The sequence below is a fragment of the Pseudomonas sp. EB271-G4-1 genome (genome assembly GCF_058791355.1).
This window is the reverse complement of record NZ_JBYTEO010000030.1, coordinates 51668-75895: the sequence shown is the minus strand read 5'-3', so window position 1 is coordinate 75895 and position 24228 is coordinate 51668. Positions and strand designations below refer to the sequence as shown.

Annotated in this window: 21 protein-coding genes and 1 pseudogene; 9 read left to right on the top strand and 13 right to left on the bottom strand. The window is 60.6% G+C overall.

Annotation, left to right across the window (positions count from 1 at the left end; translation table 11 throughout):
• Positions 1 to 118: 118 nt before the first annotated feature.
• Both AC3WWR_RS16775 and AC3WWR_RS16770 read left to right on the top strand, forming a co-directional pair.
• A pseudogene (locus AC3WWR_RS16775) lies at positions 119 to 1054 on the top strand (transporter substrate-binding domain-containing protein); the annotation flags it as partial.
• A 173-nt stretch (positions 1055 to 1227) separates the two neighbouring features.
• Positions 1228 to 1515 carry a DUF3509 domain-containing protein gene (locus AC3WWR_RS16770; RefSeq protein WP_020795651.1) on the top strand — a complete coding sequence of 96 codons (288 nt, stop codon included), beginning with the start codon at positions 1228 to 1230 and terminating at the stop codon, positions 1513 to 1515.
• A 169-nt stretch (positions 1516 to 1684) separates the two neighbouring features.
• Here AC3WWR_RS16770 and AC3WWR_RS16765 read toward each other — a convergent pair whose 3' ends face one another.
• Both AC3WWR_RS16765 and AC3WWR_RS16760 read right to left on the bottom strand, forming a co-directional pair.
• Complete coding sequence (locus tag AC3WWR_RS16765; protein ID WP_454866598.1) at positions 1685 to 2653, bottom strand: TIGR02285 family protein; 969 nt, start codon at positions 2651 to 2653, stop codon at positions 1685 to 1687.
• The gene (locus tag AC3WWR_RS16760; RefSeq protein WP_454866599.1) at positions 2607 to 3806 is read right to left on the bottom strand and encodes a CaiB/BaiF CoA transferase family protein; all 1200 of its coding nucleotides are present in this window, start codon (positions 3804 to 3806) and stop codon (positions 2607 to 2609) included. Before AC3WWR_RS16760 ends, AC3WWR_RS16765 begins: the two co-directional genes overlap by 47 nt.
• A gap of 147 nt (positions 3807 to 3953) precedes the next feature.
• Here AC3WWR_RS16760 and AC3WWR_RS16755 point away from each other — a divergent pair, with 147 nt between their 5' ends.
• The 3 genes from AC3WWR_RS16755 to AC3WWR_RS16745 all read left to right on the top strand — a co-directional run bounded on the left by AC3WWR_RS16755 (position 3954) and on the right by AC3WWR_RS16745 (position 7653).
• Complete coding sequence (locus AC3WWR_RS16755) at positions 3954 to 4496, top strand: YaeQ family protein (RefSeq protein ID WP_008057823.1); 543 nt, start codon at positions 3954 to 3956, stop codon at positions 4494 to 4496.
• Positions 4497 to 4553: 57 nt separating this feature from the next.
• Entirely contained in the window at positions 4554 to 6263 is a 1710-nt protein-coding gene (recJ, locus tag AC3WWR_RS16750) for a single-stranded-DNA-specific exonuclease RecJ (protein ID WP_151140581.1), read from the top strand.
• 283 nt (positions 6264 to 6546) lie between these two features.
• Positions 6547 to 7653 carry an NADH:flavin oxidoreductase/NADH oxidase gene (locus AC3WWR_RS16745; protein ID WP_020795655.1) on the top strand — a complete coding sequence of 369 codons (1107 nt, stop codon included), beginning with the start codon at positions 6547 to 6549 and terminating at the stop codon, positions 7651 to 7653.
• Between the two features lie 108 nt (positions 7654 to 7761).
• Here AC3WWR_RS16745 and AC3WWR_RS16740 read toward each other — a convergent pair whose 3' ends face one another.
• On the bottom strand, positions 7762 to 9387 hold the full coding sequence (locus AC3WWR_RS16740) for a glucan biosynthesis protein D (protein WP_020795656.1): 1626 nt from the start codon (positions 9385 to 9387) through the stop codon (positions 7762 to 7764).
• A 411-nt stretch (positions 9388 to 9798) separates the two neighbouring features.
• On the opposite strand from AC3WWR_RS16740, the gene AC3WWR_RS16735 reads away from it, so the two are divergent.
• Complete coding sequence (locus tag AC3WWR_RS16735; protein ID WP_020795658.1) at positions 9799 to 9984, top strand: hypothetical protein; 186 nt, start codon at positions 9799 to 9801, stop codon at positions 9982 to 9984.
• A gap of 52 nt (positions 9985 to 10036) precedes the next feature.
• Here the strand turns inward: AC3WWR_RS16735 and AC3WWR_RS16730 are convergent, their stop codons facing one another.
• From AC3WWR_RS16730 to AC3WWR_RS16685, 10 genes are all read right to left on the bottom strand, one after another.
• Entirely contained in the window at positions 10037 to 10327 is a 291-nt protein-coding gene (locus AC3WWR_RS16730; protein ID WP_020795659.1) for a type II toxin-antitoxin system RelE/ParE family toxin, read from the bottom strand.
• On the bottom strand, positions 10305 to 10553 hold the full coding sequence (locus AC3WWR_RS16725) for a CopG family ribbon-helix-helix protein (protein ID WP_020795660.1): 249 nt from the start codon (positions 10551 to 10553) through the stop codon (positions 10305 to 10307). Before AC3WWR_RS16725 ends, AC3WWR_RS16730 begins: the two co-directional genes overlap by 23 nt.
• 203 nt (positions 10554 to 10756) lie before the next feature.
• Positions 10757 to 12241, bottom strand: coding sequence for an APC family permease (locus tag AC3WWR_RS16720; RefSeq protein ID WP_020795661.1), 1485 nt, complete (start codon positions 12239 to 12241; stop codon positions 10757 to 10759).
• A 274-nt stretch (positions 12242 to 12515) separates the two neighbouring features.
• A complete protein-coding gene (locus tag AC3WWR_RS16715) occupies positions 12516 to 13940 on the bottom strand; it encodes a gamma-aminobutyraldehyde dehydrogenase (RefSeq protein WP_083348304.1) in 1425 nt (474 codons plus the stop codon).
• A 148-nt stretch (positions 13941 to 14088) separates the two neighbouring features.
• A complete protein-coding gene (locus tag AC3WWR_RS16710; RefSeq protein WP_020799670.1) occupies positions 14089 to 14898 on the bottom strand; it encodes an ABC transporter permease in 810 nt (269 codons plus the stop codon).
• A complete protein-coding gene (locus AC3WWR_RS16705) occupies positions 14888 to 15835 on the bottom strand; it encodes an ABC transporter permease (RefSeq protein ID WP_020799669.1) in 948 nt (315 codons plus the stop codon). Before AC3WWR_RS16705 ends, AC3WWR_RS16710 begins: the two co-directional genes overlap by 11 nt.
• 1 nt (position 15836) lies before the next feature.
• Positions 15837 to 16874: an ABC transporter ATP-binding protein gene (locus tag AC3WWR_RS16700; RefSeq protein ID WP_492598892.1), complete on the bottom strand. Its 1038-nt coding sequence runs from the start codon at positions 16872 to 16874 to the stop codon at positions 15837 to 15839.
• Between the two features lie 172 nt (positions 16875 to 17046).
• On the bottom strand, positions 17047 to 18201 hold the full coding sequence (ydcS, locus tag AC3WWR_RS16695; RefSeq protein ID WP_020799667.1) for a putative ABC transporter substrate-binding protein YdcS: 1155 nt from the start codon (positions 18199 to 18201) through the stop codon (positions 17047 to 17049).
• A gap of 83 nt (positions 18202 to 18284) precedes the next feature.
• Positions 18285 to 19742 (bottom strand): gamma-aminobutyraldehyde dehydrogenase, encoded by a 1458-nt coding sequence (locus AC3WWR_RS16690; protein ID WP_008058707.1) that lies wholly within the window; start codon positions 19740 to 19742, stop codon positions 18285 to 18287.
• 131 nt (positions 19743 to 19873) lie between these two features.
• Positions 19874 to 20788, bottom strand: coding sequence for a LysR family transcriptional regulator (locus AC3WWR_RS16685; RefSeq protein ID WP_020799666.1), 915 nt, complete (start codon positions 20786 to 20788; stop codon positions 19874 to 19876).
• A gap of 205 nt (positions 20789 to 20993) precedes the next feature.
• On the opposite strand from AC3WWR_RS16685, the gene AC3WWR_RS16680 reads away from it, so the two are divergent.
• The 3 genes from AC3WWR_RS16680 to AC3WWR_RS16670 all read left to right on the top strand — a co-directional run bounded on the left by AC3WWR_RS16680 (position 20994) and on the right by AC3WWR_RS16670 (position 24184).
• Entirely contained in the window at positions 20994 to 21677 is a 684-nt protein-coding gene (locus AC3WWR_RS16680) for a tellurite resistance TerB family protein (protein WP_033043252.1), read from the top strand.
• A gap of 172 nt (positions 21678 to 21849) precedes the next feature.
• On the top strand, positions 21850 to 22554 hold the full coding sequence (locus AC3WWR_RS16675) for a hypothetical protein (RefSeq protein WP_020796833.1): 705 nt from the start codon (positions 21850 to 21852) through the stop codon (positions 22552 to 22554).
• Between the two features lie 199 nt (positions 22555 to 22753).
• Positions 22754 to 24184: an aminotransferase-like domain-containing protein gene (locus AC3WWR_RS16670; protein ID WP_020796834.1), complete on the top strand. Its 1431-nt coding sequence runs from the start codon at positions 22754 to 22756 to the stop codon at positions 24182 to 24184.
• Positions 24185 to 24228: the final 44 nt, after the last annotated feature.

Here is a 24228-nt window from a genome sequence, read left to right as displayed (position 1 = left end):
GCAAACCCTGTCACACAACAAAGCCCGTCTACTGACGGGCTTTGTTGTTTTTGCATGCCACACTTGCCAACAGGATTCGTCCACGGAGAGGGACGAACGGATCTGCAAGGATGTGGCAATGCCGGTTTACAGACGATCCAGGCCAGCGGCGTGCTGGCTGCTATTGCTCAGTGTCCTGTTCATCTTGGCCCAGTGGGCAATCGCCGCGCCTGATCCGGCTCGTGAACCGGAAAAGGCGGGCGGCGGTGTCCGGATCGCGCTGGATGCCCGGGAACTTGAATGGATTGCCGGGCATCCGCCCGTCAAGGTAGCGTCGCTGGAATACCCGCGCTACCTGTTCAAGAATCAACATGGCCAGTGGAGCGGCCTTAACAGGGACATGCTCGATCGCATCAGCGCCATGACGGGGCTGCGCTTTGTCCATGTCGAGTCATTCTCCATTGAGCATATGCTTCAAAGCCTGGAGCGCGCAGAAGCGGACATGAGCACCACGCTGGCAATGAATGACGAGCGCAGGGTGTTCCTGGATTTCAGTCATTCCTATGGCGGCTCTGGCTGGGTGTTTGTCGGGCGGGCCGGGGCACCGCAGGTCGAGTCACTGCAGCAGTTGGCCAAGCACGTGTTGGTACTGCCGACCCGGCATGTGCTGGAAGCGGTGATTCGTCGTGACCACCCCACCATCGATTTGCGTTCGGTCAAGACCTACGCGCAAGCCCGCGCGCTGGTGGAAAGCGGGGAGGCCCATGCCACCATCGAAAGCGAAACAGGCGCACGACTCTTACCCTTGGGCCAGCTTCAGGTGGGGCAAATCGTGGAAGGCCAGTGGGACCCGGACTACCTGACGGTGCGCAAAGGCCAATTGCAACTGCTGAGCATCCTCAACAAGGCCCTCGAGGCTTTTCCTCCCGCTGAACTACGTGCCTTGCGTTCGAAGTGGCTCGATGGCGATCCCCTCCCGACAGCCTGGCAACAATTTGCCCCATGGGCTGGATGGGGCCTTTTGGCCGCCAGCCTGTCTGGTTTGCTCTCGCTACTCTGGAGGTACCGTTTGGCCGGACAGGCGTGAGGCTGATGTTTTTTCCCTGTCATCTTCGCCGTGCATGCTCTATCGACCGCAGGCGCAGGCTCAACTGCACGCGGTTTTCAGAACTATCTACTCGGCCCAGCGGTCATTTACAGTACACACGCCCCAGGCACTTTGTTTTCGGACTATTGAGTGGTGATCGGATGGAAAGTATCAGTCTATTGCTCGGTGAGGCTCTGAGCCCGTACCAGGTGACGTTAACCCCGTCAGGCATACATGGCGAATGCCGGGTGACCTTGAAGAATGCTATCGGTGCCATAGTGGTCGATCGGGTGTTCAATCAGGCGCAGTTGGCCGACAAGCGTCAGTTGACGGATGTCGTCGACGGCCTGCACCGCGATGTGCTGATTGCTGAAGGACGCCTGGAGCCCTGTGTTATCGCAGCGTTGCGCAATGCGGCACAGGACAAGTTGGTGGCTAGCCGAAATTGAATGGCCGGTTGTGGGAACCTTCCTGCATCCTTATCAGTCAGATTCAGTAACAGCGGGATCAAGCATTGTGCTCCGGTGCTTGCCGCTTGCTGTTACTGGTCTTTGAAAGACCACGTTTAACCCCGAGTCGTCTCCCCACTTCTCGGGGTTTCTTTTTGCCTGGCAATTGTCAGTAGCCGTCCTGATGCTCGAAAAATTCCCGGGCTGCTCGCAGGTAGTCGGTACGGCTTTGCGGGTCGAGCCAGCCGGCATACGCCTCGCTCAAATGGTCTCGGGGCAGGGCACGCAGCAATTGGTTGATCTCGATGATCGCCTGCCGCCCCAGGGGCGTATTGGTGCAGCCGATGTAGCCGGACAGGTATCTGCCGGTGCCACGAACCGGATAGAACTGCAGCTCCTCTTCGGCGATCCCTTGTTGTCGCGCCTGGTAGCGAATTTCCGGGCGATAGCCCAACAGCAACTGCAGGCGTCCCAGGCGTTGCATTTGCAGCAGGCTGCCCAAGGCGTCGTTGCCGTAATGAAGGGTCAGCGCCTTGCCCGGCGCCTGTTTGAGCAGGGCGTCAAGGTATTCGCCATAGTTGCGTTCGGCAACAATGCCCAAGGTCACGTTGCCGGTGGCCAACAGGGCCGCCAGGTCCACCTCACCATCCTTGAGGAACGGCGTCAGTACCTCCCGCTCGTTGCTGCGCACGGCCAGGCCATTGCTCATGGCGCGAAAGACCGGCAGGGAAAATGCGATCCAGCTTTCGCGTTCCTTGCTCCAGTTCAACGCTGCGTCGCAGGTGAGGGACGGTTCGTGAAGCATTTGCAAGCCACGGGCACGATTGACCTTCATCACGCTGTGCCGGTACTGCGGCATGCCGGCGATCAGCTGCCGCAGCAATTGATCGATGACCCCCTGGCCTTTTTCCGGCCCGTTGAAAATGAACAGCGGCGGTAGATCGCGTTTCAGCCAGACCAGGGATTCCTTGGGCTGCGCCGACACCGGCGAGGCCAGCGTAACGATCAGGGCCAGGCTCGCCAATGCGCCCAGGCGCTGCCCGGCCAACAGCAGGCCGGGCTTGATGAGTCGCGCAAACAAACGCTTGAGCTCAGATGGCTCCGTCTTTGCGCAGTTGTGTGATCTGCGACGCGTCATAGCCAAGTTCCTGGAGTACCTGGGCATTGTGCTCACCCAGTTGCGGCCCGACCCATTCACAATCACCGGGTGTCTCTGAGAGTTTCGGCACGATCCCTGGCATCTTGAAGTCCTTGCCATCGGGCAGCTTGGCCTGCAGGAACATTTCCCGGGCGAGGTACTGAGGATCGCTGAACATGTCTTCGGCGCTGAAGATCCGGCTGGCCGGTACGTCGGCTTGGTTCAAGCGCTCGATGACGGTGTCCAGGGGCAGCGAATTGACCCAGCGATCAATGACCCCATAAATTTCGTCGCGACGGCTGTCGCGGCCGTCGTTGCTGGCCAGCAGCGGATCGTTGGCCAGGTCTTCCCGACCAATGAGCAGCATGAAGCGCTTGAAGATCGCATCGCCATTGGCGCCAATCTGCACATGCTTGCCATCGGCACTGGTGTGGATCGATGAAGGCGTAATACCCGGCATGATATTGCCGGTGCGCTCGCGGATGAAACCAAACACGTCGAACTCCGGCACCATGCTTTCCATCATGGCGAAGATCGCCTCGTACAGCGCCACGTCCACCACTTGTCCCTGACCGCCATTGACCTCGCGGTGACGCAGGGCCATGAGGGCACCGATCACGCCCCACAGCGCGGCAATCGAATCACCGATGGAAATCCCGGTGCGCACCGGCGGCCGATCCTCGAACCCTGTGATGTAGCGCAGGCCGCCCATGGATTCGCCGACCGCGCCAAACCCGGGTTGATCCTTCATCGGGCCGGTCTGGCCGAAGCCCGAGAGCCGCACCATGACCAGCTTTGGATTCAATGCATGCAGGACGTCCCAGCCCAGGCCAAGCTTTTCCAGTACGCCGGGGCGGAAGTTCTCGATCAGGATGTCCGCTTCACTGAGCAGTTTCTTCAGGACCGCCAGGCCGTCCGGATGCTTGAGGTTGAGCGTCAGCGATTTTTTATTGCGAGCCTGGACGAACCACCACAGCGAGGTGCCCTCGTACAACTTGCGCCATTTGCGCAATGGATCGCCGCCGTCCGGCGATTCGACCTTGACCACATCGGCACCGAATTCAGCGCAAATGCGCGAGGCGAACGGGCCGGCGATCAAGGTACCCAATTCGATGACTTTCAGACCTGAGAGCGGTTTGGCAGAGGACGGCATGCGGGCTCCTGTTGGACAAAGGTTGAGCGAGTACAGAGTTTTAACATAGCCGACTGTCAGGCGCCCAAGGGAGATCGCCTTCTATTCGTTGATTGGTGGCTGCATCGGTTAGACTTGCCGCCTTTCCACGTATCAAGAAGCCCGTTCATGGCCCAGCCGTCCACGACCTACAAGTTTGAACTGAACCTCACCGACCTCGATCGCAGCGTCTACGAGTCCGTCAAGCAGACCATCGCCCGCCACCCTTCGGAAACCGAAGAGCGCATGACCGTGCGCCTGTTGGCCTACGCCCTCTGGTACAACGAGCAACTGTCGTTCGGCCGTGGCCTGTCGGACGTGGATGAACCGGCGTTGTGGGAGAAGAGCCTGGATGACCGCGTCCTGCACTGGATCGAAGTCGGTCAACCCGACGCCGATCGCCTGACCTGGTGCTCGCGCCGCACCGAGCGCACCAGCCTGCTGGCCTATGGCAGCCTGCGCGTCTGGGAAGGCAAGGTGATCCCGGCGATCAAGAACCTGAAAAACGTCAACATCGCGGCGGTCCCTCAGGAAGTCCTGGAAACCCTGGCCAAAGACATGCCCCGGGTGATCAAGTGGGACGTGATGATCAGCGAAGGGACGATTTTCGTCACCGACGACCGCGGCCAGCATGAAGTCCAGTTGCAGTGGCTGTTGGGCGAACGCGGCTGATCAGTCGCTGCCTCACCGGTTTTATCCTACGTATTGAAGAGAAGCCCCTGTCACCCCATGCGCATCGAACCTCGCCAGCTGCCCGACACCCTGCCATTTCTCGGTGATATTCCACCGCTGCTGACCCGGCTGTACGCAGCGCGGGGCGTGCAATCCGAAGCCGAACTGGACAAAAGCCTGGCACGGCTGATTCCGTTCCAGCAGCTCAAGGGCATCGAGGCAGCGGTGGATCTGCTGGTGACCGCACTCCAGCAGCGCCAGAGGATCCTGATCGTTGGCGACTTCGATGCCGACGGTGCCACCGCCAGTACCGTGGGCACCTTGGGCTTGCGTCTGTTGGGTGCGGCGCATGTCGACTATCTGGTGCCCAACCGATTCGACTACGGCTACGGCCTGACCCCGGAAATCGTTGCGGTGGCCCTGGAGCGTCAGCCGCAGTTGCTGATTACCGTGGACAATGGCATTTCCAGTGTCGAAGGCGTGGCCGCGGCGAAAAAGGCCGGGCTCAACGTGTTGGTCACCGACCACCATTTGCCGGGCGATGAACTGCCGCTGGCCGATGCCATCGTCAATCCGAACCAGCCCGGTTGCACGTTCCCGAGCAAGGCGCTGGCCGGCGTCGGGGTGATTTTCTATGTGCTGATGGCCTTGCGCGCGCGTTTGCGCGAACTCGGCTGGTACGCCAGCAAGCCGCAGCCGAACATCGGCGAATTGCTCGATCTGGTGGCGCTGGGCAGCGTGGCCGACGTGGTGCCGCTGGATGCCAATAACCGCATCCTGGTGCATCAAGGCCTGGAACGCATACGCGCCGGACGTGCCCGGCCGGGGATCAAGGCGATTCTCGAAGTGGCCAAGCGTGATCATGCGCGCATCACCTCCACCGACCTGGGGTTTATCGTCGGTCCGCGCCTCAATGCCGCCGGGCGACTGGATGACATGAGCCTGGGCATCGAATGCCTGCTGACCGAAGACGTGGCGCTGGCGCGGGAAATGGCGACGCAACTGGACGGAATGAACCAGGACCGTAAATCCATCGAGCAGGGCATGCAGCGTGAAGCGTTGGCCCAGCTCAAGGATTTGCCGGTGGAATCGATGCCATTCGGTTTGTGCCTGTTCGATCCCGAATGGCATCAGGGCGTCATCGGCATCCTGGCCTCGCGCATGAAAGAACGTTATTTCCGTCCGACCATCGCCTTCGCCGATGCCGGCGACGGGTTGCTCAAGGGCTCGGGGCGTTCGGTACAGGGCTTTCATATTCGCGATGCCCTGAGCGTGGTGGCGGCGCAGCATCCGAACCTGATCACCAAGTACGGTGGTCATGCCATGGCCGCTGGCCTGACGCTGCCAGAAGCAAATTTTCCGTTGTTCGCCGAAGCTTTCGACGCCGAAGTGCGTCGGCAACTGCGCGACGAAGACCTGACCGGGCGCTTGCTGTCGGACGGGGTTCTGGCGGTCGAAGAATTCCACCTCGAACTGGCCCGTGCATTACGCCACGCCGGGCCTTGGGGCCAGCACTTCCCGGAGCCACTGTTTCATGGCGTGTTTCAGTTGGTCGAGCAGCGTGTCGTCGGTGAACGCCACCTCAAGGTGGTGCTCAGGAGCGAGTGCGGCTCGGTCAAGCTCGATGGCATTGCCTTCGGGATCGACCGTGAGGTCTGGCCAAACCCGACCATCAAGTGGGTGGAGCTGGCTTACAAACTCGACGTCAACGAGTTTCGCGGCAATGAGACCGTGCAACTGATGATCGCCCACATTGAACCGCGTTGAACCCCTGGCACTGTAGGAGCGAGCATGCTCGCGATGGTCGCCAACGATGACGCTGGCTACCTGACACCCCGCGGTGACTGGGACCCCATCGCGAGCATGCTCGCTCCTACAGGGAGGGGCGACATCCCCCGATGTCGACTAGGCTCTAAAGCACTGCTTGATTATCCTTGTGACGTCTTGTCAATTTTTTGCCCGCGGGGGCGGGTGCTGCATCCCTTTCATGTCACTCGTCGACTATTCAAACAGAACCCTGGAGCCTGCCCACTGATTTGAGAGGTGCCCCATGAGTCTGCTGCTTGAACCCTACACTCTTCGTCAATTGACCCTGCTCAACCGCATTGCGGTATCGCCAATGTGCCAGTATTCGAGCGTCGATGGCCTGGCCAATGACTGGCACCTGGTCCACCTCGGTAGTCGCGCCGTCGGCGGCGCCGGACTGGTCTTTACGGAAGCCACGGCAGTCACGGCCGACGGGCGAATCACCGCCCAGGACCTTGGCCTGTGGAACGATGAACAAATCGAACCCTTGCAACGCATCACCCGTTTCATTGCCGCTCAAGGCGCCGTTGCTGGCATCCAGCTGGCCCACGCAGGGCGTAAGGCCAGTACCTATCGACCCTGGCTCGGCAAGCATGGCAGCGTAAAGATTGACGAGGGCGGCTGGTTGCCGGTTGGCCCGTCGCCAATCGCCTTTGATCCGCAACACACACAACCCAAGCAGCTGGACGAAGGCGAGATCGCTGACGTCATCCAGGCCTTTGTCGACTCGGCGAAGCGCGCGTTGACCGCCGGTTTCAAGGTGGTCGAAGTGCATGCGGCTCATGGCTATCTGCTGCACCAGTTTCTTTCGCCCCTGAGTAATCAGCGGCGTGACCAGTACGGCGGTTCATTCGAAAACCGCATTCGCCTGGTCTTGCAGGTCACCGAAGCGGTGCGCAAGGTCTGGCCCGAAGAATTACCGCTGTTCGTGCGGGTGTCCGCCACCGACTGGGTGGAGGATGGCTGGAACCCGGATGAAACCGTCGAGCTGGCGCGACGCCTTAAGGACTTGGGTGTGGACCTCATCGACGTGTCGTCAGGCGGTACGGCCGTCAACGCGGAAATCCCCACGGGTCCGGGTTATCAGACCCGCTTCGCCGAACGTGTGCGCAAGGAGTCAGGCATCGCTACCGGTACGGTAGGAATGATCACTGAGCCTGCACAGGCCGAACATATCCTGCGCACCTGCCAGGCCGACATCATCTTCCTCGCTCGTGAGCTGTTGCGTGATCCTTATTGGGCATTGCATGCCGACGATGACCTGGGTGGGCGCAAAGCCATTTGGCCGGCGCAATATCACCGCGCGACCCATCGTGACCAACCCATTCATGAGTCGGATTTGCGGGATTGAGTGAGGTTTTTCAAGATCAAAAGATCGCAGCCTTCGGCAGCTCCTACAGAGGAATACGATCCCCTGTAGGAGCTGCCGAAGGCTGCGATCTTTTGCTTTTTTTTTCCGTCAGCTGTACTTGCGCTTGTCCGGTGCTGGCGGGAAGTACTGGTACAACCAGGTTTCACTCAGCGTCCGGTCATTGGTGCGAATGAACAGGCGCAGCTCCACCGGCTCGACACTGTCGTTGGTCGGATACCAGTCAAAGGTGATGCGGTAGCCCTTGATGTCATCGAGCACCAGCACGTTGAAGTCCTTCACCTCGCCGTTGGAACAGGTGACCACCGGTTCGATGCCCGTGCCTGGCGGCAGGCGATCCAGGCCGCCACCGTTGAAATCCACGGCGAAGCGTCGGGCCCAGACCTTCGGGTAGTGTTCGCCCGGCGCCCAGCCTTCAGTGAAACCGCCCATGCCTGAACGGGTTGCGTTGACCCGTGCCAAGGGCGTGCCGACAGGCGGCAGGGCGCTCCAGTAGAGTTTGTAGCCGTAGTTCAGTGAATCGCCGGCGGCGACCGGTTTTTTTGGGGTCCAGAAGGCAACGATGTTATCGAGTGTCTCGCCGGTGGTAGGAATTTCCAGCAGATCGATAGAGCCTTCGCCCCACGCGGTCGTCGGTTCTACCCACAGGCTCGGGCGTCTGCTGTACCAATCGACGGTGTCCTGATAGCTGGCGAATTCATGATCGGTCTGCACCAGGCCGAAACCTTTCGGGTCCTTGTCGGTGAAGGCGTTGAATTGCAGGGTGGCCGGATTGTTCAGCGGGCGGCAGATCCACTCGCCATTGCCGCGCCACATCGCCAGGCGATCGGAGTCGTGGATTTGCGGGTGAATGGTGTCGCACATACGGCGCTCGTGGGTACCGCAGCTGAACATGCTGGTCATCGGCGCGATGCCCAGTTGTTCGATGGCGGTGCGCGCGTTGACATGGGCGTCGACCTCCATCACCACGCGTTCGGCCTGGCAATCGATGTCAAAACGGTAGGCGCCGGTCGCGCTCGGAGAATCGAGCAAGGCGTAGACCACGAAGCGCGTGCTGTCCTTGTCTGGCGTCTCGAACCAGAACTTGGTGAAGTCGGGGAATTCTTCGCGCTTCTTCGCATAGGTGTCGATTGCCAGCCCGCGGGCCGACAAGCCGTACTGGCCAGTGGCGTCTACCGCTCGGAAATAGCTGGCGCCGAGGAAAGACACCACGTCGTGTTTGTCCAGTTCCGGCGCCTTGAACAGCTTGAACCCGGAAAAGCCCAGGTCGCCCTTGAGCTGCTGGGTGTCGACGGACGTATTCTCATAATTGAACAACGAAGGGCGGAAATGCACTTCGCGGGCCATGTGGGTCTTGGGATCGACGCTGTACATGCGCACCGGCTGGCGGAAACCCATGCCGACATGGAAAAACTGCACATCCAGCTGGCCATTCAAGTCATTCCACAACGAATGCTTGCCGTCATAGCGAATGGCATTGAAATTCTGCGGGGTCATGGTCGCCAGGGTGGGCGGCAGCACCTGCTTGGTATCCTGGTAGCGGTTGCTGGCCAGTTGCTTGGCCTGGACCTTCAGCGCTTCGAAGTCGAACGCCTGGGCTTCGCCGTCCGCTGTGCCATTGCTTGCCCAGGCACCGGCAGCGAGCAGGCCGGTGGCCGACAAACCGGAGTAGGCGGCGATGGCCATGGAGGCTTTTAGCAAATTCCTGCGATGCATAAGTACAACCTGTCGTGAACGATCCCGCGCCGTTCCTGGCACTGCTGGATCAAAAATTTCGGTTCGGACATGCCTTCGGCCAAACGCAACTGCCTTAAAACAGATAAGGGATAGCTTAAACCGTTCGGTTGCGCAGCAAAAATGATTGATGGCGTGACGATGGCGCGGCAATGAAACAAGAGATGTCGGTTAACGTTTCCGACAGGGGTTTCTGATTTATAGGGCATTTACGCTTTTTTCGACTAATTACTCTAAAAAGCCCTTTTCAGCGCCCAGATAATTTCTATTCTATGGGCATGACCGGTTTCTGCCCTTCGGGCCGGTGGGCTTCAGTGGACACAGGGTGCTACTGAAAAGGGTAGGGCGATGCAATATCTGAAGTTTTCTTTGACGTAGAGAAGGACATCGTCCATGTCGAAAGTACAAGGCATCACCGAAATCCTGGGAATCTTTGCGTGCCTATCTACTGGCCGGCGGAGACGTCGGCTCAATAACGAGGAGATGAAGTTGGTGGAGCGCTATCGCGAGTTGTCGGAGAGTGATCGCATTGCGATGCGTTATCTGGTGGATGCGATGCGCAGTGTTTCGCGGTTTTGAAGAAATGGAACATCCAGTCGCGGCAATCCTGTCGCGGCTGGACGTTCTCCCTTTACCAATCCTGAGAACGTTCAGAACGCTGATGCAGCACCCTCAACACCTGTACCTGGCCATTGGCAAATCGATACGGCGCAATGAAGGGATAACGACCAAGTACCAATTCTCGTACATCAGGCATGATAGAAGGCCTGCCTGAGCCGGGGAACTGTTCCAACTGCCGGAAACATTGCAGCATGGTGGAAATGATCTCGATGGCAGTACCCGCGCCTACGACCTCTCGGTAATGTTCATGGATGGCGTCCAGGTCGCTTTCGGCTTTCTCAGTCAGTACTACGCTCGGCACGTTTTTCCCACTTAGCCTTCACGGCGTCCAGGTCGGTCAGTTTTCCAGCATCGGCATCGGATATGCCGTCGCTTATGGCTTGCAGATGCCATGACTCGGCTTCTACATATCGAACCAATGCACGCTTGAGGTGGTACTGACGGTCGCGGTCGGTGGCAGCCGCTAGCTGATCCAGTTGTTGGGCCAGGAGTTCTTCGACACGAAACGACAAAACGGGCGAGGCCATGGTGGCTCTCCTAAAGATGTATACGCTGTAAACGACGTAAACACCCTAGGCCTTGCAGCGATTATCGTCAACCAGTACCACTTGCGTGGTAGGGAAACTCTAGCTGGGGATACATCCACGGGATGCCAGGAACTGTTTCGAAATGCTTGACCGCTAAAAGCGTTTGGTTGCCCCGGTGTCTTTTGGCACCGGGGCAATTTCCATTAGCGACTAACCTTCCACGCATCCCCCGCAGGCGCTGTGCCGTGGTCATACGGCTTGGCGATCCACATGTAGAGCAACCCCAGGCCAATGACGATGGTGGTGCTCAAGACCATGGCGTAGTTGATGTACCACGCCGCATCCGGCGTCCGTGGCCAGGCCATGTTGACGATTGCGCCGACGCCATAGACCAGCGCGCAGATGTTCACCGGCCAGCCCCAGGCGCCGAGGGTGAATTGGCCGCTGGGCTTCCAGCCTTTGAGGCGGGCATACAGCGCCGCAAGCACGATCATCTGGAAGGCCAGGTAGATGCCGATGGCGGCGAAGCTGACGATGGTGGCGACTGCATCCTGCAGGAAGAAGCCGAGGATGATGATCAGCGCTGGCAGGACGCCGGACACGAACAGCGCCGCAACCGGAACCTGGGTGGTCGGAGATATCTTCTTCAGCAGTCGGCTGCCGATGACCATTTCATCTCGGGCGTAGGAGTACAACAGGCGGCTCGCCGCCGCTTGCAGGCTGATGACACAGGAGATGAAGGAAATCATCACCACGCCCATCACCATCTTCGAGCCCACGGGGCCGAAAGCGTTGTTGAGGATGGTGCCGACCGGGTCCTTGTCGGTGCCGTCGATCACCGCTTGCATGTCTGGCACGGCGAGGATCAGTGCCAGGCAGGCGAACATTGCCGCAATGCCGCCGATGTAGATGGTCATGCGCATGGCCACCGGGATCTTCTTGCTCGGGTTCGGGGTTTCTTCGGCCACGTCGCCGCAGGCCTCGAAGCCGTAGTAGAGGAACATACCCGCCAGCGAGGCGGTGAGGAAGGCCGGCAGGTATGAACCATCGACGCTGATGTCGAAGGTGTTGAACAGCACGCCAATTGATTGATGGCGCTCGAAGACCAGCAGGTAAACGCCGACGATCACTGCACCCACCAGTTCACAGAGGAAGCCGAACATGGCAATGCGCGCCAGTACCTTGGTGCCGCTGAGGTTGATCAGGGTGGCAAACAGCGTCAGCACCAGGGCAATGACGATATTGGTGTTGTTGCTCGGTTCAAAACCGAGCATGGCAGCCAGGTACGGGCCGGCGCCGACGGCTACGGCGGCAATCGTGACGCACAGGGCGATGGAGTAGATCCAGCCGACCATCCACGCCCAGCGCTTGCCCACCAGGCGACGCGCCCACGGGTACACGCCACCGGAAATCGGGAACTGCGACACCACTTCACCAAAGATCAGGCACACCAGCAACTGGCCGCAACCGACCAGCAGATAGGCCCAGAACATCGGCGGCCCGCCAGCGGCGAGGCACAGGCCGAAGAGGGTATAAACCCCTACGACCGGCGAGAGATAAGTGAAGCCCAGGGCGAAGTTTTCCCACAAGCTCATGCTGCGATTGAAGTTGGAGGTGTAACCCAGTTTTCGCAGTTGCTCGGCGTCGCTGTCGACGACGGCGGTAGAGAGATCGGGTGATGCAGTCATGTGTGTTTCTCCGGAAAATCGGCAGATTTCGGATGTCCGAAGCCGTGGCAGGGCCGTGGAGGCGCTGCCCGGATCGGTGGTTATTGTTGTGTTTGAAACCAGTGGTGCGTAATGCCGGTTTCGACCTTGAAACCGTGGTGAAATCATCGCTGTACTGTAGGAGCGAGCATGCTCGCGAGAAACCGGAGGGCACCGCGGGGCGTCAGGTTCCCCGCGTTATCGTTGACCTCCATCGTCGGAAACCCGCCCGGAGCATGCTCGCTCCTACAAGGGGTTAGTGTTTGAACATCACATGCCGCACGACGGTGTAGTCCTCCAGCCCATACATCGACATGTCCTTGCCATACCCCGACAACTTCTGCCCGCCATGGGGCATTTCGCTGACCAGCATGAAGTGCGTGTTGACCCAGGTGCAGCCGTACTGCAAGCGCGCCGACAGGCGATGGGCGCGGCCGACGTCGGCGGTCCACACCGAGGACGCCAGGCCGTAGTCGGAATCGTTGGCCCAGCCCAGCACCTGTGCCTCGTCACTGAATTTGGTCACCGACACCACCGGCCCGAACACTTCGCGGCGCACGATCTCGTCGTCCTGCTGCGCATCGGCCAGCACCGTCGGTTCGAAGAAGAAACCGTTGCCTTCCACGGCCTTGCCGCCGGTGACCAGGCGGATGTGCGGCTGTGCCACGGCACGCTCGACGAAGCCGGCGACGCGGTCGCGGTGTTGCGCGGTGATCAGCGGGCCGAGTTCGGTCGATGGATCGTCCTGCAAGCCGTACTTGATGCTGCTCACGGCGGCGCCGAGCTTCTCGACGAATTTCTCGTAGATGCCTGCCTGGGCATAGATGCGGCAGGCGGCGGTGCAGTCTTGACCGGCGTTGTAGAAACCGAAGGTGCGAATGCCGTCGACCGCGGCGTCGATGTCGGCGTCGTCGAAGATGATCACCGGGGCCTTGCCGCCCAGTTCCATGTGCATGCGCTTGACGCTGTCGGCGGTGCTGGAAATGATGTTCGCGCCAGTGGCGATCGAACCTGTCAGCGACACCATGCGCACTTTCGGATGGGTGACCAGCGGGCTGCCGACAGTAGGACCACGGCCGAACACCAGGTTGAGCACGCCAGCCGGGAAGATTTCCGCTGCCAGTTGCGCCAGGCGCAACGCGGTCAACGGCGTCTGTTCCGAGGGCTTGAGCACCACGGTGTTGCCGGCGGCCAGGGCCGGGGCGATTTTCCAGGCGACCATCATCAGCGGGTAGTTCCACGGCGCGATGGAGGCGATCACCCCGACCGGGTCGCGGCGGATCATCGAGGTGTGGCCGGGCAGGTATTCGCCGCCGGCCGAGCCGCTCATGCAACGGCTGGCGCCGGCGAAGAAACGGAACACGTCGGCAATCGCCGGGATCTCGTCGTTAAGCGCGGCGCTATAGGGCTTGCCGCAGTTGTCCGATTCGAGCTTGGCCAGCTCTTCGCCGTGGGCCTCGATGGCGTCGGCGAGTTTGAGCAGCAGCAGCGAACGCTCCTTGGGCGGAGTCTGCGACCAGCTGTCGAACGCGGCATCGGCGGCGCGCACGGCGGCATCGACCTGGGCTTCGCTGGCCTCGTTGATTTCCACCAGCACGCGCCCTAGCGCCGGGTTGAACACCGGTTGGGCGGGGCCTTCGCCATTGACCAGTTGGCCGTTGATCAAAAGTTGGGTTTGCATGACATCGTCCTCTTCAAAGCTAATTATTTTTATCTGCAGAAACCGGCCCCTGTAGGAGCTGCCGCAGGCTGCGATCCTTTGATCTTGATCTTCAAAAGCAAGATCAAAGGATCGCAGCCTGCGGCAGCTCCTACAGGTTTGTAATCAGTTACTTCCCGCCGCTACCGGCCACGCTCTCACCACCCCGGGTCAGGTAATAGGCACCGAGGATCGGCAGCATCGTCACCATCATCACCAGCATCGCCACGACGTTGGTCACCGGCACGTCCCGTGGGCGGCTGAGCTGGTTGAGCAGCCATAGCGGCAGGGTGCGTTCATGGCCGGCGGTGAAGGTGGTGACGATGATCTCGTCGAATGACAGCGCGAACGCCAACATGCCGCCGGCCAGCAGCGCCGAGCCGAGGTTCGGCAGGATGATGTAGCGGAAGGTCTGCCAGCCATCGGCGCCGAGGTCCATCGAGGCTTCGATCAGGCTGTGGGAGGTACGGCGCAAGCGGGCGATGACGTTGTTGTAGACGATCACCACGCAGAAGGTCGCGTGGCCGACGATGATGGTGAACATCCCCGGCTCGATGCCCAGTGTCTTGAACGTCGCCAGCAATGCGATACCGGTGATGATCCCCGGCAGGGCAATCGGCAGGATCAGCATCAACGAGATACCTTGCTTGCCGAAAAAGTCCCGTCGGTACAGCGCCGCCGACGCCAGCGTGCCAAGCACCATGGCAATCAACGTGGCAATGGCCGCGATCTGCAGCGACAACTTGATCGCTTCCAGTACGTCGGGCCGTGAGAACGCCACGCCGATCCACTTCAGGGTGAAACCCTTGGGCGGGAAACTGAACGCCGCGTCTTCGGTGTTGAAGGCATACAGGAAGATGATCAGGATCGGGAAGTGCAGGAACACCAGCCCGCCCCAGGCGGCGATACGCAAGCCCAGGGATGCTTTGTCAGAGTGCATCGAAGGCCCCCAGTCGTTTGACGATGGACAGGTAGATGGCGATCAGCACGATCGGCACCAGGGTGAAGGCTGCAGCCATTGGCATGTTGCCGATCGCACCTTGTTGGGCATACACCATGCTGCCGACGAAGTAGCCGGGCGGGCCGACCAGTTGTGGCACGATGAAATCGCCCAGGGTCAGGGAGAACGTGAAGATGGAGCCTGCCGCAATACCCGGCACCGACAGCGGCAGGATCACCTGCATGAAGGTCTGGCGCGGCTTGGCGCCGAGGTCGGCGGACGCTTGCAGCAGTGACGGTGGCAGGCGTTCCAGCGAGGCCTGGATCGGCAGGATCATGAAGGGCAGCCAGATGTAGACGAACACCATGAAGCGCCCCAGGTGCGAGGTCGACAAGGTACTGCCGCCGACCCCCGGGATGCCCAGCACAAACTGCAATAACGATTCAAGCCCCAGGTTCTGCACGAACCACTGTGCTACGCCGCCTTTGGCCAGCAGCAGCGTCCAGGCGTAGGCCTTGACGATGTAGCTGGCCCACATCGGCATCATTACGGCGATGTAGAAAAATGCCTTGGTTTTACCCGAGGTGTAGCGCGCCATGTAGTAGGCAATCGGGAAGGCGACGATGGCGCTGGCGATGGACACGACAATCGCCATGCTCAGGGTGCGCAGGATGATGTCGAAGTTCGATGGCTGGAACAGCGCGGCGAAGTTCGCCAGGGTCAGGTCAGGGGTGACCGCCATGGTGAAGTCGTCGAAGGTGTAGAAACCTTGCCACAGCAACGTCAGCAACGAACCCAGGTAAATGGCGCCGAACCACAGCAACGGCGGCACCAGCAGCATCGACAGGTACAGGTTCGGCCGGCGGTACAGCAGGTTGGAAAACCTGCGCAACGCCGAGCCGCCCGACGAGGAATGAGGAACAGCCAGGGTGCTCATGTCACACCCCGCCTGTCAGGGTGTCGTGCAGCGGGATCATCGCTTCACGGGCCCAGCGTGCCCTCAGGCGTTGCCCGGTCTGGTGCTGGGCGCTGGTGTCGAGCCATTGATTGTTGGCCTGGCTGATGTTCAAGGTCTGGCCGTTTTCCAGCTTCAATTCGTAGCGGGTGGCGCTGCCCTGGTATTGGATATCGTGCAGCAGGCCGCTGACTTCGATCTCATGGCTGGCCAACGGGCCTTCGGCGAAGCGCACGTGTTCCGGGCGAATCGAGAACGGCTGGGGATTGCCGCTCAACTGCTTCGCCAGGTCACCGCGAATCACGTTGGAAGTGCCGACGAATTCGGCGACGAAGGTGGTCGAAGGTTTCATGTACAGGTTGCGCGGCGAATCGACCTGTTCAATGCGACCCTTGTTGAACACGGCGACGCGGTCGGACATGGACAGCGCTTCGGTCTGGTCGTGGGTGACGAAAATGAAGGTGATGCCCAGCTGGCGTTGCAGCTTCTTCAATTCGCCTTGCATCTGCTCGCGCAACTTCAGGTCCAGCGCGCCGAGCGGTTCGTCGAGCAGCAACACCCGTGGGCGATTCACCAGGGCACGGGCCAGGGCCACACGCTGGCGCTGGCCACCGGAAAGTTGCACCGGCTTGCGCTCGCCGTAGCCGCCAAGGGCGACCATGTCGAGGGCTTCCTCGGCGCGTTTGAGGCGTTCGGCCTTGGCGACGCCTTTGACTTTCAAGCCGTAGGCGACGTTGTCGCGAACGTTCATGTGGGGGAACAGCGCGTAATCCTGGAACACGGTGTTCACATCACGCTGGTAAGGCGGAAGGCCGGCGGCTTCCTCGCCATGAATACGAATGGAACCCGCGCTCGGTTGTTCAAAACCGGCGATCAGGCGCAGGCAGGTGGTTTTGCCTGAGCCGGAAGGCCCCAGCATGGAGAAAAACTCGCCGTCCTGGATGTCGATGGAAACCCGGTCAACGGCTTTCACTTCGCCGAACTGACGGGAAACGTTGGTGAACTGGACTGCAAGCGTCATGGTGCGGTGCTCCAAAAAGGCGCGCTTTCTAAAAAATCTGAATCGGTTGTGGCATCGAAAAGATCGCAGCCTTCGGCAGCTCCTACAGGATTTGCAGAAGGCACCGAATCTGCGGTGCCTGCGGTCGCGGTAGGAGCTGCCGCAGGCTGCGATCTTTTGATCTTAAGAGGGCTTACCTGCCGCCCATGATCGCGATGTAGTCCTGGGTCCAGCGGCTGTACGGCACGAATTTGCCGCCCTCGGCCTGCGGGGTTTTCCAGAAGGCGATCTTGTCGAAGTTGTCGAAGCCGTTGGTCTTGCAGCCTTCGGCGCCAAGCAGTTCGCTCTCTTTGCACGCTGCCGGTACCGCCGGCAACGAACCGAACCAAGCCGCCACGTCACCCTGGACTTTCGGTTGCAGCGACCAGTCCATCCACTTATAGGCACAGTTCGGGTGCTTGGCATCGGTGTGCATCATGGTGGTGTCGGCCCACCCGGTGGCGCCTTCTTTGGGGATGGTCGAGGCGATCGGCTGTTTCTCATTGATCAGGCCGTTGACCTGATACGGCCAGGCCCCGGACGCCACCACACCTTCATTCTTGAAGTCACTCATCTGTACGGTGGTGTCGTGCCAGTAGCGGTGGATCAACGGCTGCTGGGCGCGCAATAGATCGAGCACGGCCTTGTATTGCGCTTCGGTCAGTTCGTAGGGGTTCTGGATGCCCAGTTCCGGCTTGGCGGATTTCAGGTACAGCGCTGCGTCGGCGATGTAGATCGGACCGTCATAGGCCTGCACGCGGCCCTTGTTCGGCTTGCCGTCCGGCAGGTTCTGCGCGTTGAACAACACGCCCCAGCTGTCGGGCGCGGTCTTGAAGACGTTGGTGTTGTACATCAACACGTTCGGCCCCCACTGGTACGGGGTGCCGTAGGTCTGCTTGTTGACCACGTACCACGGCGCATCCTTCAGGCGCGGATCGAGGTTCTTCCAGTTCGGGATCAACGCCGTGTTGATCGGCTGCACGCGCTTGCCGACGATCAGGCGCAGCGAGGCATCGCCCGACGCGGTCACCAGGTCATAACCACCCTTGGCCATCAGGCTGACCATCTCATCGGAGGTCGCAGCGGTTTTCACGTTGACCTTGCAGCCGGTTTCTTTCTCGAAACCGGTCACCCAGTCGTAGGCCTTGTCGCTTTCGCCACGTTCGATGTAGCCAGGCCACGCGACGATATCCAGCTGGCCTTCGCCGGCACCGACGGCCTTCAATGGCTCGGCGGCCTGGACAAACACGCCACTGGCCAGCAGTAAGGGGGTGATGGCACTGAGCAGTGCGGTCTTGTGCACGAACATGGGGTTTCCCTCTTCTTCAAATTATGGTCGGGGCAGTGGTGAACGTGGTGAAGCATGCCGTTAACGGCTTGTTATTAGCGTAGTCAGAGATGCTGCCCGTGGCGTGCCATGATGTGCCGCACCACGCTGTAGTCCTGGAGTGAATCGCTGGACAGGTCCTTGCCATAACCCGAACGCTTGAGCCCGCCGTGGGGCATCTCGCTGACCAGCATGAAATGGCTGTTGATCCAGGTGCAGCCATACTGCAACCGCGCGGCAACCTGCATCGCCTTATCCAGGTTCTGCGTCCAGACCGACGAGGCCAGGCCGTATTCCGAGTCGTTGGCCCAATCCACCGCCTGTTCCAGCTGATCGAATCGGGTCACGGTGACCACCGGCCCGAACACTTCGCGCTGGACGATTTCATCGCCTTGCTTGCAACCGGCGAGCAACGTCGGTTGGTAATAGAAGCCGGCGCCGGAATGCACCGCCGCGCCGGTCACCCGTTCGATATGCGGCTGGCCGAGGGCGCGTTCGACGAAACTGGCCACGCGGTCGCGCTGGCGGGTGCTGATCAACGGGCCGATTTCGTTGTCGGCATCGCGTTTACCGGCGAAACGCAGGCTGCTGACCGCCGCGCCGAGTTCGGCCACCAGGCGATCGTGAATGCCGGCCTGGGCGTACACCCGGCAAGCGGCGGTGCAATCCTGCCCGGCGTTGTAGTAGCCGTAGGTGCGCACGCCTTCGACCACCGCCTGGATGTCGGCATCGTTGCAGACAATCACGGGGGCTTTACCGCCCAGTTCGAGGTGTGTGCGCTTGAGGGTCTTTGCCGCGGCCTGGAGGATTTTCTGCCCGGTGACGATGTCGCCGGTCAGCGACACCATGCGCACCTTGGGGTGGCTGACCAGATGACTGCCGACGCCTTCGCCGCCACCGCAAACAATGTTGATCACGCCAGGCGGCAGGATCTCGGCCAGCGCCGGGGCCAAGGCCAGGATCGACAGGGGCGTGTGCTCCGAGGGCTTGAACACCAGGGTATTGCCGGCGGCCAGGGCCGGGGCGATTTTCCACGCCGCCATCATGATCGGGTAATTCCACGGCGCAATCGAAGCAACCACGCCAATCGGATCGCGCCGCACCATGCTGGTGTAGCCCGGCAGGTACTCGCCGCTGAGCTGGCCGGTCTGGCAGCGCACGGCGCCAGCGAAAAAACGGAACACATCGACCGTGGCGCTCAGGTCGTCCTGACGCGCCAGATGCAACGGCTTGCCACAATTGAGGGATTCGAGGCGGGCGAGCAGGTCGGCGTTTTTTTCGATGGCGTTGGCGATATCGAGCAACAGGTTCGAGCGTTGCTGCGGCGTGGTCCGCGACCAGCCGGCGAAGGCGCGGTGCGCGGCGAGAATAGCGGCTTCGACTTGTTCGGTGCTGGCTTCGGCGATGTGCGTCAACACTTCGCCGGTGGCCGGGTTGAGGATCGCCTCGACACGGCCTTGCCCTGCGACTAATTCACCTTCGATCAACAATGCGGTGAACAACGGGGTCTGTGCGCCAGCCATTCTTCGGGTTCTCTTTTCTTGTGTGGCCATGCTGCTCCCTGTGACTGGGGCTGGCCGTCTTATATACATATGACAAGACTAGTGCGCAGACCCGAGGTCGACAAATTCTAAATACTGAAGGTGGCGTTCGATTAAATAGATGGCTTGCGCCCGCCGTGGGGTTGCTCGCGAGCGACGGTCAGGAACGGGTCCACCAAGGCCGGGCGCGCAGTGCCGCGGCGCCAGGCCAGGCCGACATCGAGGGTCTGGCTCAGGTCGGCAATCGGCCGCGCTTCAATGATGTCGCCCTCCAGCGACCACGGGCGATAAGTCATGTCGGGCTGGATCGAAACACCCAGCCCGGCCGCCACCAGGCTACGCACCGCTTCGGTCGAGGCCGTGCGCAGGGTGATGCGTGGTTGCAGGGAAGCGGCTGTCCACATGCGCTGGGCGTTGCGATCCATTTCATCGACGTTCAATTGAATCAGCGGCTCGCGGGCCACGTCGGCGAGGTTGATGCTGTCGTGTTCCAGCAGCGGATGCTGGGCCGGCAACCACAGTCGATGGGGTGAATGGGTCAGCACTTCGGTCTGCAAGGCGTGACGGTCTTCAAGGTTGGAAAGGATCAGCACTCCTACATCGATCTCGCCGCTGACCAGCAAATGTTCGATGTAGGGGCGTTCGTCTTCCATCACGCGGATTTCGACGTTGGGGTAGGCGCGCTGGAAACGCGTGAGCAGGTCCGCCAGGTAGTAACCGGCGACCAGGCTGGTCACGCCGACGATCAATTGCCCGGCCACCTGGTCGGTGCTTTGTTGCAGGCTGCGCTTGGCATTGTCCACGGTGGCCAGGATCAAATGCGCCTGGCGCAGGAACTGATGCCCCTGATGGGTCAGGGTCATGCCCTTGGCGTGGCGATTGAACAGGCCAACGCCGATCTCCTGCTCGAGCTGCTGGATCGCCAGGGTCAGGGTGGATTGTGAAATGAACGCGGTTTGCGCGGCGGCAGAGATCGAACCGGTCTCGGCCACCGCAATGAAGTGCCGGATTTGACGCAGGGTCATCATGAGGCCGTACCAGGTAAGCGGTTTTTATAGATTTTATGCAGTGTATATCTTTTTTTTCGATGGGCTTCTGGGCAGTAATGGGACAAGCACTGGCAGGAGCTCTTTCCCAGCAACATCTGGAAGCAAACTCACCGGGGGCGCCGGGCACTTTCGATTTAGGCTGATGGCCTTAGTGTCCGGTTAAACCCTTTTGTGGAGGCGGAAAATGATCACCCGTGGATTGCTCGACCAACTGCTCAAGTCTGGCCAGGATTTGTTGCAAAAAAATACCGGTGCGGCGCAGAACAAGGGGGCGAGCAGTGGCATCGGCAGCTTGCTCTCCGGTGCGGGCGGCGGGGCCCTCGCCGCCGGGGCCATGGGCCTGCTGCTGGGTAACAAGAAGGCGCGCAAGGTCGGAGGCAAGGTCGCGGTTTATGGCGGCCTCGCCGCATTGGGCGTGCTGGCCTACAAAGCCTACGGCAACTGGCAAGCCCAGCAGGGCACGGCCCCGAAGACCGAACCGCAAACCCTGGATCGCCTGCCAATGGCGCAAGCCGAGCAGCACAGCCAGGCGATTCTCAAGGCCCTGGTGGCCGCGGCCAAGGCAGACGGTCATATTGACGCGCGCGAACGCGAGCTGATCGAAGGTGAGTTCAGCAAGCTCGACAACGATCAGGAGCTGCAACACTGGCTTCACGCGGAACTGAACAAGCCACTGGATCCGGCCGATGTCGCCCGCGCCGCCAGCACCCCGGAAATGGCTGCCGAGATGTACATCGCCAGTGTGATGCTGGTGGATGAGGAGAGCTTCATGGAGAAGTCCTACCTCGATGAGCTGGCGCGGCAACTCAAGCTGGCGCCAGGGTTGAAGGCCGAACTGGAGAAGCAGGTGCGCCAGGCTTCGATGTAAGCCTTCAAAGATCGCAGCCTGCGGCAGCTCCTACAAGGATTCCCGCCTCTCTCTTGAACTCATCCGCCCGTTGACCGTGACAACCGCTTCCCGGTCCAATAGATTAGTCGGCCTGAAAAAGCCTCCGGGCTTTCTCGCCCCTATTCAAGTTCAAAGAAGTAGTGAAATTTCAATGTCCGATTCCAACACCGCTGAATCCGTAGTCACCTTGTCGTCCAAAGCGGAATACGAAAACTCCATCAATCTTTCACAGCATGTGCCCCAGGCCAAGACCATCAGCGAGATGGTCCTGGACGCTTTCCAGTCCACCCGCGAAAGCGAGCAGATCCGCGAGCTACGCGCCGCGATCCGCCAGGCCCATGACAGCTTCGACGACGATAAAGCCTACGAACTGATGGGTGAGCTCAAGCAACTCAAGGACGCCGAGGCCGCCGACATCGCCGCCCTCGAAGACTTGAGCAGCAAATTCCCGATCAGCCGCATCCTGTCCAGTTTCAAGGACGACCCGGCTTTCCAGGAAATCGTCTACGGCCTGGCCCTCAAGGTGCTGAACCAGACGCACCAGGCCATCAGCAGCCCGAGCGGCGGCAAGAGCAAAGCCGCCAAGGCGAAAAAAGAAGTCGAAGTGTTCACCATCAGCAAGGACGGCATGAGCGTCACCTTGCCGCTGCGCACCCCACGCTCGCGCCTGAACGTCGACCGTGAAGCCCTTGAGTTCCTCGGTTTCAGCTTCGTTGGCGAAGGCGACGAGGCAGAGCTGCAAAGCGAAACGTTCCTGGACAACCAGGGCGCCGAACAGGCCGTGAACCGCAAGAACATCATCACCGCCCTGCAACAGCAGACCGCCTTCGACGGCTACAGCATCGCCGCCCAGTAAGCCCCGCCAGCATCCCCAGAGCCCCGCCCCCGTGCGGGGCTTTTTATTGCCCGCGATTCCTGCAAAACCGCGTTTAGTGTTCCAGTATCAAGGCCAGAGAAACACTTCCCTTCACCCACCTGCACCACGGGGCCGCCTGCGGGGAGCGTCAACTCACTTTCCAGCCCAAGACCTCAGTGGTGCGACTGCTGAGGTCATCATGAACACGCCACCCCTGTACCGTCAGTTGGCCAACCACTACCTGGACGCAATCCGCAGCGGCACCCTGAAGACCGGCGAGCGCCTGCCCTCGATTCGCCTGATGATGGAAAAACACGCCGTCAGCCTGTCCACCGCCGTACAAGTCTGTCGGGAGCTCGAAGACCATGGCGTGCTGGAAGCCCGACCGCGCTCCGGCAACTACATTCGCCAGCCCGACACTGCGCCCGGACCCAAGCCGATCGCCCACCCCCCGGCACTGGAGAGTGGGGTCTACGTGGGCATCCATGAAAAGGTTTCCTCGGTCCTGAAGGCCAGCCAGCGCGCCACGGTGAAGGTCAATTTCGCCAGTGCCTATTGCGCGCCGCAGCTCTATCCGCTCAAGACCTTGCAGGACAACATGATCAAGGCGTTGCGCCTGGACCAGCATCTGTTCGATACCACGAGTTCGACCTGCGGCAACAGTGCACTGCGCAACGTCCTTGCCCGCCGGATGCTGACCGTCAAAACCAACCTGACGGCCGAACGCATTGTGATCACTCACGGCGCCACCGAAGCGATCAACCTGGCATTGCGTGCCGTGACCCGTCCCGGCGATACCGTGGCCGTGGAGTCACCGACCTTCTACGGCCTGCTGCAAATTCTCGAAAGCCTGAACCTGCGGGTGCTGGAAGTCCCGGCCTCGACCCATGCCGGGATTCACCTGCCGGCCCTTGAACACCTGCTGCAAGGGCCAGAGCTAATCAAGGCGCTGATCGTCATGCCCAACCTGCACAATCCGCTGGGCAGCATCATGCCCGACACCCACAAGGCACGGCTGGTGAAGCTCTGTGCCGAGCACGATACGGTGCTGATCGAGGACGACACCTACGGTGACCTGGTGGACACCGAGCAACCGCTGTCCACCCTCAAGCACTGGGACCGCACCGACAATGTGATCTATTGCGCTTCGCTGAACAAAACCCTCGCCCCGGGCCTGCGCCTGGGCTGGATCAGCGCTGGCAAATGGCACGATCGCGTGGAAATGCTCAAGCACACGCAAACCCGTGGCTGCGAGAAGCTGTCGCAACTGGCCGTCAGTGCATTCATGGGTACGCCCTCCTACGAACGCTACCTGCGTCGCTTGAGAAAAACCCTGACCCAGCAGCGCGAGCAAATGAGCGGGGCGATCATGCGTTATTTTCCCGAGGGCACCCGAGTGACCCACCCTCAGGGCGGCACCTTGCTATGGGTGGAGTTGCCGGCTCGGCATTCGTCCATGGGGCTGTTTCATGATGCGCTGAGCCTCGGCATCCAGATTTCACCTGGGGATATCTTTTCCAACGCCAAGCGTTTCACGAATTTTGTGCGCATCGGCTGTGGAGCGCCGTATTCACCGAGGATCGATGAGGCACTGCAGACCCTGGGCCGCCTCCTCAAGAGCCAGAGCTGACCAGAACCCTGTAGGAGGGGGGGGGGGGGGGGGGGTTTTTTTTT

Bases quoted from the DNA above. Each gene is read 5' to 3' on its own strand.
- AC3WWR_RS16770 (WP_020795651.1), top strand. From the start codon at position 1,228: ATGGAAAGTATCAGTCTATTGCTCGGTGAGGCTCTGAGCCCGTACCAG.
- AC3WWR_RS16765 (WP_454866598.1), bottom strand. From the start codon at position 2,653: ATGACGCGTCGCAGATCACACAACTGCGCAAAGACGGAGCCATCTGAG.
- AC3WWR_RS16760 (WP_454866599.1), bottom strand. From the start codon at position 3,806: ATGCCGTCCTCTGCCAAACCGCTCTCAGGTCTGAAAGTCATCGAATTG.
- AC3WWR_RS16755 (WP_008057823.1), top strand. From the start codon at position 3,954: ATGGCCCAGCCGTCCACGACCTACAAGTTTGAACTGAACCTCACCGAC.
- recJ (WP_151140581.1), top strand. From the start codon at position 4,554: ATGCGCATCGAACCTCGCCAGCTGCCCGACACCCTGCCATTTCTCGGT.
- AC3WWR_RS16745 (WP_020795655.1), top strand. From the start codon at position 6,547: ATGAGTCTGCTGCTTGAACCCTACACTCTTCGTCAATTGACCCTGCTC.
- AC3WWR_RS16740 (WP_020795656.1), bottom strand. From the start codon at position 9,387: ATGCATCGCAGGAATTTGCTAAAAGCCTCCATGGCCATCGCCGCCTAC.
- AC3WWR_RS16735 (WP_020795658.1), top strand. From the start codon at position 9,799: ATGTCGAAAGTACAAGGCATCACCGAAATCCTGGGAATCTTTGCGTGC.
- AC3WWR_RS16725 (WP_020795660.1), bottom strand. From the start codon at position 10,553: ATGGCCTCGCCCGTTTTGTCGTTTCGTGTCGAAGAACTCCTGGCCCAA.
- AC3WWR_RS16720 (WP_020795661.1), bottom strand. From the start codon at position 12,241: ATGACTGCATCACCCGATCTCTCTACCGCCGTCGTCGACAGCGACGCC.
- AC3WWR_RS16715 (WP_083348304.1), bottom strand. From the start codon at position 13,940: ATGCAAACCCAACTTTTGATCAACGGCCAACTGGTCAATGGCGAAGGC.
- AC3WWR_RS16710 (WP_020799670.1), bottom strand. From the start codon at position 14,898: ATGCACTCTGACAAAGCATCCCTGGGCTTGCGTATCGCCGCCTGGGGC.
- AC3WWR_RS16705 (WP_020799669.1), bottom strand. From the start codon at position 15,835: ATGAGCACCCTGGCTGTTCCTCATTCCTCGTCGGGCGGCTCGGCGTTG.
- AC3WWR_RS16700 (WP_492598892.1), bottom strand. From the start codon at position 16,874: ATGACGCTTGCAGTCCAGTTCACCAACGTTTCCCGTCAGTTCGGCGAA.
- ydcS (WP_020799667.1), bottom strand. From the start codon at position 18,201: ATGTTCGTGCACAAGACCGCACTGCTCAGTGCCATCACCCCCTTACTG.
- AC3WWR_RS16690 (WP_008058707.1), bottom strand. From the start codon at position 19,742: ATGGCTGGCGCACAGACCCCGTTGTTCACCGCATTGTTGATCGAAGGT.
- AC3WWR_RS16685 (WP_020799666.1), bottom strand. From the start codon at position 20,788: ATGATGACCCTGCGTCAAATCCGGCACTTCATTGCGGTGGCCGAGACC.
- AC3WWR_RS16680 (WP_033043252.1), top strand. From the start codon at position 20,994: ATGATCACCCGTGGATTGCTCGACCAACTGCTCAAGTCTGGCCAGGAT.
- AC3WWR_RS16675 (WP_020796833.1), top strand. From the start codon at position 21,850: ATGTCCGATTCCAACACCGCTGAATCCGTAGTCACCTTGTCGTCCAAA.
- AC3WWR_RS16670 (WP_020796834.1), top strand. From the start codon at position 22,754: ATGAACACGCCACCCCTGTACCGTCAGTTGGCCAACCACTACCTGGAC.